Raw genomic sequence first — 15,543 nt, forward strand, 5'->3', positions numbered from 1 at the left:
GTGCGCGTTCATCGTGGTCGATAAGCGTTCGTTAGAAGGGTCAGGCATCTCTACTGCCAGCCGTTAAGGGAAACCGAAACCTCTAGGCCCTCCGTGAAGTATCGGTGGAGGGCGTTTGCGGTGGTGTCCACGAACTCTTCGGGAATGGCGTTGGCGTGGACCCAGCGGACCTGAGAGTGCTTACGGGGTTCGCGGTTTTCGGGTTCGCCGGTCCACTCGTGGGCGGTGAAGACGACGGTGAGGAAGCCGTTGGGGGCTTCGACGCCCCAGGCGCCGTGGATGATGTGGGCGACCTTGAGAGACTCGGGCTTCACGGTGAGGCCGGTCTCCTCATAGAGTTCGCGGACCGCAGTCTCGGTGATGGGCTCGCCGGGTTCGCTCTTGCCGACCGGCAGGTCCCACCTTCCTTGGGCGAACTTGGCGTTCTCGCTGCGTTTGAGTAGGACGACGCGGTTGGTGGCCTTGTCGTGGACGATGACCGCAGCGACCAGCAGGGTCATCGATTCGAGCGCCGGCTTGAGGGCCTTCGGCTGGTCGCCGGTCTGCTGGGGCATGAGGGTCCCTTCATAGGACTGATTGTCGAGCGAGGGCTCTGCGGGGCCGCCGTAGCACTTCCGTAGAAGAGATCAGTTCGGAAGGTTCGCCGACCTGTCTGTGCTCAGGAGCACGAGATCAACGTGCGGGAGGCTGCGCCCCACGGTTGATCCATCCGCAGGCTGCGTCCGTCAGGAGCGATTGCTTCGATGCTGTTTCCAGAGCCGTGCGGCGTTGAGCAAGTTCATTGTCCAGTCGTCTGGAGCGGAGCCCGCGATCTCCTCCCAGAGGTTCGCGCTGGCGTCAGCGAAGGCGTCCACTGCTCGGGATGGTGCCAATGCCCAGGCGGGAAGAAACGCGACCGTCTCCTCTGCGGCTGATGGCGTGTGGCCCGCCGCGATGAGCCAGATGATCCAGTGGGCCGGATCGAGCCAGGCGGCTCCGCGGGTGGCCCAGCCCCAGTCGACGAGGTGGGCGCGGTCGTGGGTGATGAGAACGTTGTGGTTGTTCCAGTCGGTGTGGAGCAGCGCGTTCCCTGCGAAAGCTTCCGCGTCGGCGGGGTCGGCGACGTAGCCGGCCAGGCGTTGTTCGGCGTGCCGGAGCTCGATGTCAGGGCAAGGGAGAGAGGCGAGCTCTCTGAGGGCCCCGGTCACTTTGGGCAAGTCAGGAGAGCCTGGGGAGTAGTCGGCATGGTGGCCGTCGATGGCCTCAAAGCCGAGGAGATCCCAGCCGCCAGCGATGACGTGGAAGAGCAGGCGCGGGGCGAGGGGGGTCACGTACGGGTTGATGTCTGCCTCACGTTGCTGCGTCCAGACCCAGCGGTGGTCGGCGCGCAGGCCCTTGAGGAAGACGACTCCGCTGGCGGTGTGTGCGAGCGCGGAGAGGGAGCTGTTAAGACCGGTGCTGACGTCTTCGATCCTGAGAATCGAGCCGATCTCGGCTTCGATGGCGGTACGAGCGCCAGAGGGAAGACCGGCGAAGGTGATGGAGGGTGCGGGCATGGCCGTCAGGTTTCCAGATATACGCGCCAACAGGGGCCTCCGGCGCGAGGTGCCGCCGAAAGCCCCTGAAGGGATGGTCAGTTGTACGGGTTGTCGTCCCCGCAGCCGGGCGTGGTGGCCGCCGCGAAGGCGTCCACGTCGTCGATGAGGATGATCTCCGCATCAGGCTCGGACGGCGGGCGGATGGGGGCGATCTCGACTGCTACGGCGGTCATGGTTCAGCTCCTTGTTGTCGCGTGTTGGCAGTACCTGTCCAGTGGTGCCTTCGCCTCCTGGTAGACCTTGGCCAGCGGCCGGCAGACCCGGCAGGTGCCGGAGAGCTGACAGCCGGTGCAGCCACCGGTGCGAAGCATCAGGGAGTCGGCGATGCCGCCGAGGCGGCTCAAGCCCTCGACTCCCGTGGTCATGAGGGGGATCGCTTCGTCGCGGCCGACCTTGCAGATGGAGGCCATGCCGTGCGGGTCGACGTGGAAGAACGTGTGGCCGGCGTTGCAGCCGTTGAAGGGTTCGCGATCTGCGAGGTGGTCCGGGGCCTGGGTGGCGAGGGTTTCCGCGCCGCCGTAGATGGTCGGCGACATGTGGGTGTATTCGCGGTACGGCAGGTCGTAGCGGCCGGCGAAGGCGCGCATCTGGTCGGCCTCGTGGGCGTTGTGCCGCGTGATGATCAAGGCCAGATCGAGGGGTAGCCCAGCTTCGTGGGCTGCATCCAGTCCTTTGACGAACATGCGGTACGCGCCCCGGCGCCGGGTCAGCCCGTCGTAGGACTCTGCGGTGGCCCCGTACAGGCTGAGTGTGATCCGGTTCGGCCTCAAGCGGGTCAGCAGGGCGAGGTTCTTCGGTGCGGCGAGACGCGAGCCATTGGTGAGGATCTCGACCATCATGCCCAGCTCGTACGCCAGCCGGTACGTCTCGGGGAACAGCTTGTCGATCATCGGCTCACCGCCTGTGAGCTGGAGCCAAAGCACCCCCGAGTCCCTGATGGCGTGCAGCAGGCGCTCACGCTCAGGCCACTCCAGGCCGGCGAATTGCTTCAGGCCGAGGTAGCAGTGTTCGCAGTCGTAGTTGCAGCCGAGGTTCAGCTCGTACGAGGCGCGCCCGTATGCATATGGAGAGCGGGAACGAACCAGCACAGTTTCATCGAGGCGTCGGTCGCTGAGATCGATCTTCCAAGCCTGACGGGCTACGTCGGCCAGCCACGCGGGCACTGCTGAGGTACCCAATGCGGTGTGCAGTTCGTCGTACCGGTGAGTGGGAAGGCGCGCTGCCTTCAGGTTGCCCGGCCGTACGAGGAGGTGGTGGTCGAGGTACGGGGCAGCGATCAGCTCGTGCATACGGATTCCTTGCTCGGGCTGCTGAGGATCAGGCGGGCCCAGACGGTCTTGCCGATCGGGTGGCGGTCGTGGTGGCCGGTTTCTTCAGAGAGCGCTGCGACGAGAAGCAGGCCCCTGCCGCATTCGTCGTCCTCCCCGGCCTGGGTGGGGAGGGGTGCGGCCAGCATCGGAGACTTCGACCAGGCAGTGTGGATTGTCAACAGTCAGCCGAACTTCGAAGAGGTGCCCTCGTCTGCCGCCGTGCTGGACGGCATTCGCGGAGAGCTCTCCGCAGACGAGGACCACCAGGTCGATGTCCTCCTGGCCGTATCCCCAGCTCGCGAGCGTCTCGGAGACGAGGGCGCGGGCCAGGGGCACGCACTTGCGTACCGGGCTGAACTGCATCTGCCACCGCAACGGGGTGGTCTGTCGGTTGTGCGTCGTCATCGCGTGCATCGCGTCCCTTCGTCGCGGGCGGGCTGTGGGACACAAGTTCACCGCTGCGGCGATCACAGAATCAGGTCACAGTGGTTACCCAACGTGGGTAATCTCCTCAGCAGTCGGTCCCATGTCAGTCCGTCCGAACGGGCAAGTGAGGGGGATAGGTGGCACGCTCTCAGGCCCACCGGGCCCTGCCGGCCGACCTGCTGGCCAGCGCGGCATGGCAGGAAGCCTGTCGCGCTCGGGACTTCGCCCGCATCTTTCGGCTGGTCAAAGTCAAGGCCGGGATCTACCCGTCGCGGATCGCCGCGCTGTGCGGCATGACGCCGAGCAGAGTCGGCGAGATCATGGCGGGGCGGCGCGGCTTGGCGCACATCGACGTGATCGAGCGCGTCGCCGACGGCCTGCGCATCCCCGGTGCGATGCTCGGCCTGGCCCACCGACCTTGGGAGATCCCTGCCCCAGCTCGCACCGAGGAGAGGCCGCCCGAGCCCTCTCCTGCTGTACCGGGCGAACCTCAGCGCACCGAACCGGCAGAGGAATTGGACGACCTTCTCGCTCTGGTCGACGGCCGTGCCACCCGTTCCACCCTCACAGCCCTGCGCTCCTCGGTCCAGGACTACTGGCGGCGAGACAACGCACACGGCGGTGCGACCCTGCGGCCGGCCGTCGTGGGGCACCTGCGCTATGTCGGCCGCCTCCTCGACTCTGCCGAGGGTGGCTTACGGCACGACCTCCAAGGGGTTGCGGCCGAGCTGGCACGGCTATCCGGCTGGGCCTACTTCGACGCCCGTCAGTACAGCACCGCTCGCACCTACTTCACCCAGGCGCTCAAGCTCTCCCACACGCAAGGCGACAGCCTCTTCATGGCCAATGTGCTGTCCTGCATGAGCCTTCTGGCCACCTACGACGGCAACCCGAACGATGCCGTGGCCCTTGCATGCCGTGCCCAGGACGCGGCCCGCGCCGTCGGCGAACAGCCGCTCGTCATGTCGATGCTGCACTTGCGTGAAGCGTTCGCCCATGCCGCCCTCCGAGACGCCCAGGCTTGCCACCAAGCCGTGGATCGCTCCCGTGACCAGTACGAACGCTCACGCGGACACGAAGCCGAGGCGCCTGACTGGGTCCAGTACTTCGACGAGACGAAACTCCTCGTCGACACCGGCATCGCCTACGCGCGCCTCGGCGAACCAGCCCGCGCCGAACCCCTCATCACTGAGGGCTTACGTCGAGAAAATGCCGACCAACAGCGAGGCCGGGCCTTCCACGCTTACTGGCTGGCCAGCGCCCAGCTCCAGCTGGGCAAACTCAACGAGGCATGCACCAGCGCCAGCCTCGCCCTCGACCTCGCCGCAGCCATTGACTCGCCACGAGTGAGCAGCCACGTCCAGGAACTTCACCGCCGAATGCTGCCCTACGCACGCGAAGTCCCCGTCCTCGCCTTCGAGCAACGCATGCGTGAAGCCCTCGGCTGACCCCTTACGAGCTGCCGGTCGCTTCGTCCAGCAGCAGATACAGCAAACCGACCAGGCTGCCACTGCTGACGACCTCGCGGCGGTCGATCATGCCCCGGATCTCCGAGATCGGAATCCACTCGATTCGGTCGGACTCGTTCAACTCGGTCGGCGGGCCCGCATACGAGGCTGTCTCGGCACGGAAGACGAAGTGCTCGGAATCCGTGATGCCGTTCGCCGGTTGCGCGTACACCAGCGGCTTGACGCCCTTCACACGCCAGCCGGTCTCCTCCTCGACCTCGCGGGCAGCAGCCTGCTCCGGGGTTTCGTCGGCCTCGATGAGGCCCATCGGAAGCTCCCAGCCCCAGGTATCGGTGATGAACCGGTGCCGCCACATCATCAGCACGCGCTTCTGGTCGTCGACCACGGCCGCTACGGCCAGGTGCCGCATCCGGACCACATGGTGTTCCCACCGCCGGCCGTCAGGCTGCTGGACGTCCACAAGCCAGAGATTCACCCACGGGTTGTTGTAGATCTGCCGCTCGCCATGGACGGTCCACTGCATGAGCCCAACTCCCTTGCTTCAGTGAAGTATCCAGCATGTCACTTTGACGAGAATCCGTCCGCCAGGTTGGCGCATCATCGCCCACGCCGACGAGAGGGAGGAGTTTTGGAGTCAGCAGGCATGACCGTTGAGGAGCTCGGCCCCGTAGTCATTGCGCTGCGGCAAGAGCGGAAGCTGGCGAGTGGCTGCCACACTCTGCGCGGCGCGAGGCGGCGGTCAAGGCAGGATGCGGGTCGCCAGGATTCGGTCGACTTGGGCGGGGAGAGCCGCCCGCAGGATGCCTTTGTAGCGCGTGACGGTTTCGGCGGGCGGGGCGCGACGGATCAAGTTCGGCCATACATCCGCGCGGCCGCCGACGCGCTCCTCGGACATCTCGCCGCGCAGCCCTCCACGGAGTGGCTGTTCACCATGGAGGAGGGCGAGCCGTTCAACTACCGGCGGTGGAAGACCGAGTGGAACGGTGCCCGCAAGCCGCTCCAGGCGGCGGAGAACGAGACGGCCGGGCGTGAGGGCCGCAAACCCGTCGAGCTGCCGCACCTGGTGGCCACGCGTCCGCCGTCATCACGCTGCGGATCTACGCGAACCTGTGGCCGGGCGAAGAAGACCGCACCCGGTCCGTGATGGACGCCGTTCTCGGCGGCCTGCGGACCGGGCGCGGACCGGTAGGCCGTCTGACCAGCGAAACAGCAGGTCAAACGGCCCAACCGGAGATCAAGCCTTCTTCGTCTCCCAGAAGATCCGGTCGACCTCGGCGATGAGGTCCAGAGCCTTCTGGCCCGTCTTCGGGTCGTTCGAGGCCTTGGCCGCCGAGAGCGCCTTCAGGGTGTCGTTGACCAGCTGGTTCAGCTCCGGGTACTTCTCGAAGTGCGGGGGCTTGAAGTAGTCGCTCCAGAGCACCGAGATGTGGTGCTTCGCGAGCTCGGCGCGCTGCTCCTTGATCAGGATCGCGCGGGTGCGGAAGTCCGCGTCCTCGTTGGCCTGGTACTTCTCCTGGACGGCCTTGACCGACTCGGCCTCGATACGGGCCTGGGCCGGGTCGTACACGCCGCAGGGCAGGTCGCAGTGGGCGCTGACCTTCACCTTGGGGGCAAACAGGCGGGAAAGCATGGAGCTGTCCTCCTCGTGATCGTCTTCTCAGGTGGGACATTACTCCGTGGAGCGCCGCTTTCCGCGGCTGCCCCGGGGGCTTAGGCCAAAAGTCCGGGGTGGGAATCGGGCCGTCGGCCGCATGCGCGGAGCCGTACGCGGGGTGAGGTGCGGAGTGGGGTACGGCGCGATGTACTGACGATGTGCTGGAGGAGGAGCGTGAGGTGCCCAAGATGCCGGAGCGGGGACAGGTGTCCGGAGGCGGGCGGGTGACGCGCCGTCCGCTGCGGGTGGTGGAGGTGACCGGGCCCTCGATGGTGCCCACGCTCTACCACGGCGACCTGCTGCTCGTGCGGTACGGGGCGCCCGTGCTCCCCGGTGACGTGGTGATCCTGCGGCACCCCTTCCAGCAGGACCTGCTGGTGGTGAAGCGGGCCACCGAGCGGCGGCCCGGCGGGTGGTGGGTGCGCGGCGACAACACCTTCGCGGGTGGCGACAGCACGGATTACGGGGTCGTGCCCGAGGAACTCGTGCTCGCCCGCGTGCTGGCCCGCTACCGGCCCCTGGCGAAGGGTCAGCGGTCGGTGTCGGCGGTGCTCGGCTGGGCGGCCTCCGCGCTGCGACCGGTGCGTTCGGCCTCCTCGCGCTTGCGGGCCCGGTAGGCGGCCACGTTCGCGCGGGTCGCGCAGCGGTCCGAGCAGTAGCGCCGGGAGCGGTTGGTGGAGGTGTCCAGGTAGGCGTTGCGGCACGGGGACGCCTCGCACAGGCCGAGCCGGTCCACGCCGTGCTCGGTGAGGTGGAAGGCCAGGCCCATCGCCGCGATGGCCGCGTAGCCGGCGGTCGCGTTCGACGGGTGGTCGGCCAGGTGCATGTGCCAGTCCGGCCGGCCGTCCTCGTCCCGTGCGTCGTGCCCCGAGATCTGCGGGCTCACCGGGAATTCCAGCAGCAGCGAGTTCAGCAGGTCGACCGCGAGCGTCTCGTCACCGCCGTCCGCCGCCTCGAAGACCGCGCGCAGCCGCGCCCGTACGGCACGGAACCGGGTCACGTCCGCGTCCGTCGTCCGGCGTGCCGCCTGCTGGTTCGCGCCGAACAGTTCCCTTACCGCCTCGACGGAGGTCAGGGCGTCCTTGTTGCGGGCCGGCTCCTCGGTGTTGACCAGGCGCACGGCGTAGTCCGAGTAATAGGCCAGTTCCACTTGTAGTCCTTACGGTGTCGGTCTAGAGTCGGGGCATCGGCCAGTGTAATGGTCGATCTACGGAAACGGGTCTTACGTGGAGGTTGACGTGACGGAGACGGCTGCGGGTACCGACTGGCAGTCCTGGCAGGAGAGCTGGGACCGGCAGCAGGAGTGGTACATGCCCGACCGCGAGGAGCGGTTCCGGGTGATGCTGGACATGGTCGAGGCGGTCGTCGGGCCGCAACCGCGGGTGCTCGACCTCGCGTGCGGTACGGGAAGTATTACGGACCGGCTCCTCAAGCGGTTCCCGAACGCCACGAGCACCGGGGTGGACCTCGACCCCGCGCTCCTGGCCATCGCCCGCGGCACCTTCGACGGCGACGACAGGGTCACCTTCGTCACCGCCGACCTCAAGGACCCGGACTGGACGGCCCGGCTGCCCCACGCCTCGTACGACGCCGTCCTCACCGCCACCGCTCTGCACTGGCTGCACAGCGAGCCGCTGGCCGCCCTGTACGGGCAGCTCGGCGGACTGGTCCGGGACGGCGGGGTCTTCATGAACGCCGACCACATGATCGACCCGGCCACGCCCCGTATCAACGCCGCCGAACGCGCCCACCGGCACGCCGCGATGGACCGGGCCAAGGCCGACGGGGCGCTGGACTGGGCCGCGTGGTGGGCCGTCGCCGCGAAGGACCCGGTCCTCGCCGCCCCCACCGCGGAGCGCTTCGCGATCTACGGCGAGCACGCGGACGGCGACATGCCCTCCGCCGACTGGCACGCCCGCACCCTCCTCGCCTCCGGCTTCGGTGAGGCCCGCGCGGTCTGGGCATCGCCCTCGGACACCCTCGTCCTCGCGGTGAAGTAGGCGGCGACCCCCGTGAAGAGAGGCGGTCCGGGCCACGGTCCGGGCCGCCCTCCGTCTTTTTCGGCTTCCCGTCGCAACCTGAACGCCCTCCCACCGCACTGGAAGGGTGAGACGGTCCGCACCCGCGGACCCGGAGAGGGGCGCTGACGATGCGGATCGACGACGCCGCGCTGCACGCCTTCGTCGAGAGCAGACGCACCGCACTGTTCCGCAGCGCGTATCTGCTCTGCGGCGACCGGCACGAGGCCGAGGACCTGGTCCAGACGACCCTGGTCACGGTGGTGCTCGGAGGGCGGCGACATGGGCGGCTCGACAATATCGAGGCGTATGCGCGCAAGGTCCTGGTCAACACCTTCATCGCGGCGCGCCGTCGCTTGTGGCGCCGCGAGCAGACGTACGGCGAACTGCCCGACCGGGCGGGCCACGTACCCGATGCGGACACCGGCCTCGCGGTACGCGCGGCGCTCGCCCGGCTCACGGCCAAGCAGCGGGCCGTACTGGTGCTGCGCTACTGGGAGGACCTGAGCGTCGAGGCGACGGCCGAACTGCTGGGGATGCGGGAGAACACGGTCAAGAGCCACACGGCTCGGGCCTTGACGGCGCTGCGTGCCGAGATGGCGGAGGAACGGGTATGAACGACGTGCGTGAACTGCTGGAGTATGCCGTCGCGGATGCGGGACAGCCGGCCCTCAGGGCCGAGGCGGTCTATGCGAGGGCGGCCCGGGTGCGCAGGCGCCGTCGTGCCGCCGTGTCGGCCGCCGCGGTGTGCGCGCTCGCGGTGGGGGCGTTCGCGGTCTCGGGGCTTTCCGCGGAGCCGCCGCCGCGGAACTCCTCGGTGGCGGCTCCGAGCATGTCCGACGGCACGGGCGAGCGGGCCCGGAAGCTGATCGGGCTGCTGCCCGAGGGCATCGGCTCGGTCCAGCAGGTGCCGCTGGCCGCCGTCCTGGGGCAAGGACAGGCCGGGGAACGTCCGCGAGGGCCGCTGGACGGGCAGTACGCGGTCCGCCGGGACGGCGGGGTCGGCTTCCTGATCGTCAGCCTCCTGGACGCGGAGGCGGTCACCGAGAAGAGCGGGGGCGTTCCGGAAGAGGCGGACCCGTGCAAGCCCGGTGCCGGGGAGCGGAACCGGACGGACTGCGTTCACGAGGAGCTGCCCGACGGCCGGGCACTGACGATCCGGAGCGACTCGATGGACGAGGGCAACGGCACCCCGCGGTGGGGTCCGGAGCTGTCGGCCTGGCTCACGCTCAAGGACGGCAGGGAGCTGATCGTGCGGAACAGCACCGGCTTCGAAGCGGACAGCACGCTGGGTCCGCTGCTCAAGGACCCGCCGCTGACCCGTGCGCAGTTGCGGACCCTGATGCTGAGTCCGGAACTGCTGCCGCAGCAGGGGTAGCACCCTGCGCGGGGGAGGGCGGTACCGGTTCGACGAGCCGGTACCGCCCTCCCGGCCGTCTACAGCACCTTGGACAGGAAGGACTTCGTCCGGTCGTGCCGCGGGTTGGTCAGGACCTCGCGCGGGTGGCCCGACTCGACCACCACGCCGTCGTCCATGAAGACCAGCGCGTCGCCCACCTCGCGGGCGAAGCCCATCTCGTGGGTGACGACGATCATCGTCATACCGTCCTCGGCCAGGCCGCGCATGACGTCCAGGACGTCACCCACCAGCTCCGGGTCGAGCGCGGAGGTCGGCTCGTCGAAGAGCATCAGCTTCGGCTCCATCGCCAGCGCGCGGGCGATGGCGACCCGCTGCTGCTGGCCGCCGGAGAGCTGCGAGGGGTAGTTCCCCGCCTTGTCGGAGAGGCCGACCCGGTCCAGCAGCTTCTCGGCGCGGGCCCGCGCCACCGCCTTGGCCTCGCCCTTGACCTGGACCGGGGCCTCCATGACGTTCTCCAGGGCCGTCATGTGGGGGAACAGGTTGAAGCGCTGGAAGACCATGCCGATGTCGCGGCGCTGGCGGGCGACCTCGCTGTCCTTCAGCTCGTAGAGCTTGTCGCCCTTCTGCCGGTAGCCGACCAGCTCGCCGTCGACCGACAGCCGGCCGGCGTTGATCTTCTCCAGGTGGTTGATGCACCGCAGGAAGGTCGACTTGCCGGAGCCGGACGGGCCGATCAGGCAGAACACCTCACGCGGCGCGACCTCCAGGTCGATGCCCTTGAGGATGTGGGCCGCGCCGAAGGACTTGTGGACGCCCTCGGCCTTCACCATGGGGGTGGTCATGCGGAGACACCTCCGGAGGGCCGGTTGCTGAACGCGGCGAGGTTGACCTTGATGCGCTGGAGCGGCGTGAGCGGCAGCGAGCGCAGGGAGCCGCGGGCGAAGCGGCGCTCCAGGTAGTACTGGCCGACGCTGAACACGCTGGTCATCACGATGTACCAGATGGACGCGACGAACAGCATCTCCATCACCGCGTACGACGTGGAGCCGATCTGCGAGGTGGAGCGGAGCAGTTCGTTGTACGTGACCGCGTACACCAGCGAGGAGGTCTTCAGCATGTTGATGAACTCGTTGCCGGTCGGCGGGATGATGACCCGCAGCGCCTGCGGGAGGACCACGCGGCGCATGGTCCTGCCCTGGGTCATGCCCAGCGCGTGCGAGGCCTCGGTCTGGCCCTCGTCGACGGACTGGATGCCGGCCCGGCAGATCTCCGCCATGTAGGCGGCCTCGTTCAGCGCGAGCCCCAGCAGGGCGCACATGAACGGGGTCATGACGTCCGTCATCTCGTCCTTGTAGATGAACGGGATGTTCAGGACCGGGAAGATCAGCGCCAGGTTGAACCAGAGCAGCAGCTGCACGTAGACCGGGGTGCCCCGGAAGAACCAGATGTACAGCCAGGCCACCCAGCTGGTGACCGGGTTCTTCGACAGCCGCATCACGGCGAGCACGACGCCGAGGATCACGCCGAGCACCATCGCCAGGACGCTGATCAGCAGCGTGCGGCCGGCGCCGGCGACGACGGTGCTGTCGAACAGCTTGTCGCCGACGGCGTGCCACTGGATGTTGCCCTGCGAGAAGGCGTACCCGAGGGCGGCGAGGAGGCCGATGACCACGACGCCGCTGATCCAGCGGCCGACGTGGCGGACCGGAATGGCCTTGATGTTCTCCGGGGCCGGGGTGGCGCCCTTGGAGACCGACACCGGGCCGGCCGGTGAACCGGCCGGTGTCCTGTCGAACTTGTCAGTCATGGTGACTGCCCTTCAGTGGAGCGTCCGGTCACTTGCCGCCGTTGATGGCGGCCTTGTCGATCGCTCCCGTTCCGGCGCCCCACTTGTCGAGGACCTTCTGGTACGAACCGTCGGCGATGATCGCGTCGACGGCCTCCTTCAGGGCGTCGCGCAGGCCGGTGTTGGACTTCTTGACGGCGATGCCGAACGGGCCGGCGTCGACCTGCTCGCCCACGACCTCGAACGCGTTGCCGCCGTCCGCCTTGCGGGCCAGGTCGACCGCGACCGGGTAGTCGTTGACGCCGGCCACCGAACCACCGGACTTGACGCGGGTCTGGGCCTCGGTGTCGTTCTCGAACGACTCGATCTTGATGGCCTTCTTGCCGCCGGCCGTACAGGCCTTCGACTGCTTCTTGAGGGCTTCCTCGTACGTGGTGCCGCGCTGCACCGCCGCAGGCTTCCCGCACAGGTCCTCGATGGACTTGATGTTCTGCGGGTTGCCCTTCTTCGTGTACACGGCCGTGCCGGCGAGGAAGTAGTCGACGAAGTCGACGCCCTCGCCCAGCTTCTTGCCGGAGTCGTCCAGGCCCTCCTGGCGCTGCTTGTTGTCCGTGATGGACGACATCGCGATGTCGTGGCGGCCGGAGTTCAGGGCGGTGATCAGACCGTCGAAGGAACCCGAGGTGAACTCGAACTTCACGCCCAGCTGCTTACCGAGGGCCTCCGCGATGTCGGGGTCGACACCCACGATCTTCCCGTTCTCCACGGACTCCATCGGCGCGTACTCGGCGTTCGTGCCGACCTTGATCACACCGGACTTCTGATACTTCTCCGGCAGCTTGGAGAACAGCGGAGCGCCGCTCTTGGTCTCCTTGCCGCTGCCGCCCTCCTGGGAAGCGCTGTCCGTCTGGTCTCCACAGGCGGTGAGCAGCAGGGAGCCGGCGACCGCGATGGCGCCGATCGCCGCGATCCGGTGCTTGGCGGTCGTACGACGCGTGATGCTTGCGGTCATGTCGGGATCCTCCGGCAGGTGAGGGAGAGGTGCTGGTGGGCGGCTTGGCACGCACCTTCGAGTGTCGCCACCTTGTGTGATGACGGCATCCTGCCATTGGGACTGGCCCATTCAGGGGTCCGGCCATGTCAAAATCGGATAACGGGAGACCCCCGAACATCAACGGCCGGTACACGGCGACCGGACCATCTGTGGGGATCGATTCCCGCGGCCGGAGAATCTTCGGCATGTTGGGGCCGGTGGGCGGCATTTATGACGGTTTGCCGACTTGTCCAGATATTCGACTATGAGTCACGTCACCGCGTCGATATGGACTCGTCCGTAACCCCGTCCGTCCGGTAAGAAAGACGTTTACACCCCTCATCCGGGGCTCAGGGCGCGTGTGCGGCGCGCCCGCGCGTATGTACCTCTCCCCGCCGGGACGGGCCAACCGTCCGGTGCGGGGCGCGTACGCGGTGCCCGCCCACCCCTCCTCAACCAGGAGTGGCCACCCTCAAACGATGAAGACTTAAGGGGTCAACACCATGGCAGCGGAGATCGTCAATCCTCGCAGCGACAGCACCATCGACAGCGCCACCGACCGTGGCGTCCAGCGCACCGGGGACACGGGGGCCGAGGAGCCCTTCGACCCGGCCTTCGCCCTCCACCGGGGCGGGAAGATGGCCGTGCAGGCCACCGTCCCGATCCGTGACAAGGACGACCTCTCCCTGGCGTACACGCCGGGAGTGGCGAAGGTGTGCAGCGCCATCGCGGACAATCCCGAGCTGGTCCACGACTACACCTGGAAGTCCCAGGTCGTGGCCGTCGTGACGGACGGCACCGCCGTGCTCGGCCTCGGTGACATCGGGCCCGAGGCGTCCCTCCCCGTGATGGAGGGCAAGGCCATCCTCTTCAAGCAGTTCGGCGGCGTCGACGCGGTGCCGATCGCGCTCGCCACCACCGACGCCGACGAGATCGTCGACACCGTCGTCCGGCTCGCCCCCTCCTTCGGCGGCGTCAACCTGGAGGACATCTCGGCACCCCGCTGCTTCGAGATCGAGCGCAAGCTCCAGGAGCGGCTGGACATCCCGGTCTTCCACGACGACCAGCACGGCACCGCGGTCGTCACCCTCGCCGCCCTGCGCAACGCCGCGAAGCTCTCCGGCCGGACCCTGGGCGACCTGCGCGGCGTCATCTCCGGCGCCGGCGCGGCGGGCGTGGCCATCGCCAAGTTCCTGCTGGAGGCGGGGATCGGCGACATCGCGGTGGCCGACCGCAAGGGCATCGTCAGCAGGGACCGCGACGACCCTCACCGAGGTCAAGCGCGAACTGGCCGAGCTGACCAACCGGGCGGGCCTGTCCGGCTCGCTGGAGCAGGCGCTCGCCGGCGCGGACGTCTTCATCGGCGTCTCCGGCGGCACGGTCCCGGAGGCGGCGGTGGCCTCGATGGCCCCCGGCGCGTACGTCTTCGCCATGGCCAACCCGAACCCCGAGGTCCACCCGGAGGTCGCGCACAAGTACGCGGCCGTCGTGGCGACCGGGCGGTCCGACTTCCCGAACCAGATCAACAACGTGCTGGCGTTCCCCGGCATCTTCGCCGGTGCGCTCCAGGTCCGGGCCTCCCGGATCACGGAGGGCATGAAGATCGCCGCGGCGAACGCGCTGGCCGACGTGGTCGGCGACGAGCTGGCCGCCGACTACGTGATCCCGTCCCCGTTCGACGAGCGGGTCGCTCCGGCGGTCACCGCGGCCGTCGCGGCGGCGGCGCGGGCGGAGGGCGTGGCCCGGCGCTGAGACGCGTCCGGCTGTCGTGCGGTGGGCGGGGCCTGTACCTGTACGGGCCCCGCCCACCTTCCGCGTACGCCCGGTGTTCCGTACGCCCACCCTCCGGAAGCGCAGGACGGAGCCGCCGGGGCCACTTGGCGCGCGTCACACACGCAGGCGGTTACGCCCCCGCCGCGCCCCGCCTATCGTCGAGCCATGTTCGCCGCCTACGCAGCCCGCATCGACCCCGACCAGCCCCTCGACGGCCTGGAACTGGGCGACCGTCCGGCCCCCGAGGCGCGTCCCGGCTGGACCACGGTCACCGTCCGGGCCGCCTCCCTCAACCACCACGACCTCTGGTCCCTGCGGGGCGTGGGGCTCCCGCAGGACCGGTTGCCGATGATCCTCGGCTGCGACGCGGCAGGCGTCGACCAGGACGGCAACGAGGTCGTCCTGCACTCCGTGATCGGGCAGTCCGGCCACGGCGTCGGACCGAAGGAGCCGCGCTCCATCCTCACCGAGCGCTACCAGGGCACCTTCGCCGAGCAGGTCGCCGTCCCCACCTGGAACGTGCTGCCCAAACCGAAGGAGCTCTCCTTCGCGGAGGCCGCCTGCCTGCCGACCGCCTGGCTCACCGCGTACCGGATGCTGTTCACCAACGCCGGGGTACGGCCGGGTGATTCGGTGCTCGTCCAGGGCGCGGGCGGCGGGGTCGCCACCGCGGCCATCGTGCTCGGGAAGGCCGCCGGGCTGCGGGTCTTCGCCACCAGCCGGGACCAGGCCAAGCGCGAGCGGGCGGTCGAGCTCGGCGCGCTGGAGGCGTACGAGCCCGGCGCCCGGCTGCCGCAGCGGGTGGACGCCGTCATCGAGACCGTGGGGGCCGCCACCTGGTCCCACTCCGTGAAGTCGCTGCGCCCCGGCGGCACCCTCGTCATCTCCGGCGCCACCAGCGGTGACCGCCCCTCGCACGCCGAGCTGACCCGGATCTTCTTCCTGGAGCTGAAGGTCGTCGGTTCCACGATGGGGTCCAAGGACGAGCTGGAGGACCTGCTCGCGTTCTGCGCGACCACCGGGGTGCGCCCGGTCATCGACGAGGTGATGCCGCTGGACCGGGCGCGGGAGGGGTTCCGCAGGCTGGAGTCCGGCGATCTCTTCGGGAAGATCGTGTTCACGCCGACGTCCTGAGAT

17 protein-coding genes and 3 pseudogenes are annotated in these 15,543 nt (G+C 68.6%); 8 read left to right on the forward strand and 12 right to left on the reverse strand.

Annotation, left to right across the window (positions count from 1 at the left end; all coding sequences use genetic code 11):
• Window positions 1-50: 50 nt before the first annotated feature.
• From QFZ71_RS21500 to QFZ71_RS21525, 6 genes and pseudogenes are all read right to left on the reverse strand, one after another.
• Window positions 51-554, reverse strand: a complete 504-nt coding sequence (locus QFZ71_RS21500) for an NUDIX domain-containing protein (RefSeq protein ID WP_307669802.1) — start codon at window positions 552-554, stop codon at window positions 51-53.
• Window positions 555-725: 171 nt separating this feature from the next.
• On the reverse strand, window positions 726-1,535 hold the full coding sequence (locus tag QFZ71_RS21505) for an aminoglycoside phosphotransferase (RefSeq protein ID WP_307669803.1): 810 nt from the start codon (window positions 1,533-1,535) through the stop codon (window positions 726-728).
• A gap of 77 nt (window positions 1,536-1,612) precedes the next feature.
• Window positions 1,613-1,750, reverse strand: a complete 138-nt coding sequence (locus QFZ71_RS21510; RefSeq protein WP_266640844.1) for a hypothetical protein — start codon at window positions 1,748-1,750, stop codon at window positions 1,613-1,615.
• 3 nt (window positions 1,751-1,753) lie between these two features.
• The gene (locus QFZ71_RS21515; protein WP_307669804.1) at window positions 1,754-2,866 is read right to left on the reverse strand and encodes a radical SAM protein; all 1,113 of its coding nucleotides are present in this window, start codon (window positions 2,864-2,866) and stop codon (window positions 1,754-1,756) included.
• A complete protein-coding gene (locus QFZ71_RS21520; protein WP_307671641.1) occupies window positions 2,854-3,066 on the reverse strand; it encodes a hypothetical protein in 213 nt (70 codons plus the stop codon). Before QFZ71_RS21520 ends, QFZ71_RS21515 begins: the two co-directional genes overlap by 13 nt.
• Before the next feature lies 1 nt (window position 3,067).
• A pseudogene (locus tag QFZ71_RS21525) lies at window positions 3,068-3,301 on the reverse strand (ATP-binding protein); the annotation flags it as partial.
• A gap of 149 nt (window positions 3,302-3,450) precedes the next feature.
• On the opposite strand from QFZ71_RS21525, the gene QFZ71_RS21530 reads away from it, so the two are divergent.
• Window positions 3,451-4,761: a helix-turn-helix domain-containing protein gene (locus tag QFZ71_RS21530; RefSeq protein WP_307669805.1), complete on the forward strand. Its 1,311-nt coding sequence runs from the start codon at window positions 3,451-3,453 to the stop codon at window positions 4,759-4,761.
• Window positions 4,762-4,765: 4 nt separating this feature from the next.
• Here the strand turns inward: QFZ71_RS21530 and QFZ71_RS21535 are convergent, their stop codons facing one another.
• Window positions 4,766-5,305 carry an NUDIX hydrolase gene (locus QFZ71_RS21535; RefSeq protein WP_307669806.1) on the reverse strand — a complete coding sequence of 180 codons (540 nt, stop codon included), beginning with the start codon at window positions 5,303-5,305 and terminating at the stop codon, window positions 4,766-4,768.
• 333 nt (window positions 5,306-5,638) lie between these two features.
• Here QFZ71_RS21535 and QFZ71_RS21540 point away from each other — a divergent pair.
• Window positions 5,639-6,063 (forward strand): annotated as a pseudogene (locus tag QFZ71_RS21540) (hypothetical protein); the annotation flags it as partial.
• On the opposite strand, the gene sodN reads toward QFZ71_RS21540, so the two are convergent.
• On the reverse strand, window positions 6,017-6,412 hold the full coding sequence (sodN, locus tag QFZ71_RS21545; protein WP_307669807.1) for a superoxide dismutase, Ni: 396 nt from the start codon (window positions 6,410-6,412) through the stop codon (window positions 6,017-6,019). The pseudogene QFZ71_RS21540 and the gene sodN overlap by 47 nt on opposite strands.
• Before the next feature lie 212 nt (window positions 6,413-6,624).
• Here sodN and sodX point away from each other — a divergent pair, with 212 nt between their 5' ends.
• Window positions 6,625-7,053 (forward strand): nickel-type superoxide dismutase maturation protease, encoded by a 429-nt coding sequence (gene sodX / locus QFZ71_RS21550; protein ID WP_307671542.1) that lies wholly within the window; start codon window positions 6,625-6,627, stop codon window positions 7,051-7,053.
• Here sodX and QFZ71_RS21555 read toward each other — a convergent pair.
• Window positions 6,966-7,586 carry a CGNR zinc finger domain-containing protein gene (locus tag QFZ71_RS21555; RefSeq protein WP_307669809.1) on the reverse strand — a complete coding sequence of 207 codons (621 nt, stop codon included), beginning with the start codon at window positions 7,584-7,586 and terminating at the stop codon, window positions 6,966-6,968. The genes sodX and QFZ71_RS21555 overlap by 88 nt on opposite strands.
• A gap of 88 nt (window positions 7,587-7,674) precedes the next feature.
• On the opposite strand from QFZ71_RS21555, the gene QFZ71_RS21560 reads away from it, so the two are divergent.
• From QFZ71_RS21560 to QFZ71_RS21570, 3 genes are all read left to right on the forward strand, one after another.
• On the forward strand, window positions 7,675-8,436 hold the full coding sequence (locus tag QFZ71_RS21560; RefSeq protein ID WP_307669810.1) for a trans-aconitate 2-methyltransferase: 762 nt from the start codon (window positions 7,675-7,677) through the stop codon (window positions 8,434-8,436).
• Between the two features lie 149 nt (window positions 8,437-8,585).
• Window positions 8,586-9,071: a SigE family RNA polymerase sigma factor gene (locus QFZ71_RS21565; protein ID WP_307669811.1), complete on the forward strand. Its 486-nt coding sequence runs from the start codon at window positions 8,586-8,588 to the stop codon at window positions 9,069-9,071.
• Window positions 9,068-9,832: a hypothetical protein gene (locus QFZ71_RS21570; protein WP_307669812.1), complete on the forward strand. Its 765-nt coding sequence runs from the start codon at window positions 9,068-9,070 to the stop codon at window positions 9,830-9,832. The genes QFZ71_RS21565 and QFZ71_RS21570 overlap by 4 nt, the downstream gene beginning before the upstream one ends.
• A 59-nt stretch (window positions 9,833-9,891) precedes the next feature.
• Here QFZ71_RS21570 and QFZ71_RS21575 read toward each other — a convergent pair whose 3' ends face one another.
• The 3 genes from QFZ71_RS21575 to QFZ71_RS21585 are packed head-to-tail and all read right to left on the reverse strand — an operon-like array spanning window position 9,892 to window position 12,612.
• Window positions 9,892-10,656 carry an amino acid ABC transporter ATP-binding protein gene (locus QFZ71_RS21575; protein WP_073763927.1) on the reverse strand — a complete coding sequence of 255 codons (765 nt, stop codon included), beginning with the start codon at window positions 10,654-10,656 and terminating at the stop codon, window positions 9,892-9,894.
• Complete coding sequence (locus tag QFZ71_RS21580) at window positions 10,653-11,621, reverse strand: amino acid ABC transporter permease (RefSeq protein WP_307669813.1); 969 nt, start codon at window positions 11,619-11,621, stop codon at window positions 10,653-10,655. Before QFZ71_RS21580 ends, QFZ71_RS21575 begins: the two co-directional genes overlap by 4 nt.
• A 28-nt stretch (window positions 11,622-11,649) precedes the next feature.
• Window positions 11,650-12,612 carry an ABC transporter substrate-binding protein gene (locus QFZ71_RS21585; protein WP_307669814.1) on the reverse strand — a complete coding sequence of 321 codons (963 nt, stop codon included), beginning with the start codon at window positions 12,610-12,612 and terminating at the stop codon, window positions 11,650-11,652.
• Between the two features lie 524 nt (window positions 12,613-13,136).
• Between QFZ71_RS21585 and QFZ71_RS21590 the strand changes: the two are divergent.
• Window positions 13,137-14,385: pseudogene (locus QFZ71_RS21590) on the forward strand (NADP-dependent malic enzyme).
• A 186-nt stretch (window positions 14,386-14,571) separates the two neighbouring features.
• On the forward strand, window positions 14,572-15,540 hold the full coding sequence (locus QFZ71_RS21595; RefSeq protein WP_307669815.1) for a zinc-binding dehydrogenase: 969 nt from the start codon (window positions 14,572-14,574) through the stop codon (window positions 15,538-15,540).
• Window positions 15,541-15,543: the final 3 nt, after the last annotated feature.

Origin of the sequence: Streptomyces sp. V2I9 (assembly GCF_030817475.1) — a bacterium.
GTDB lineage: Bacteria > Actinomycetota > Actinomycetes > Streptomycetales > Streptomycetaceae > Streptomyces.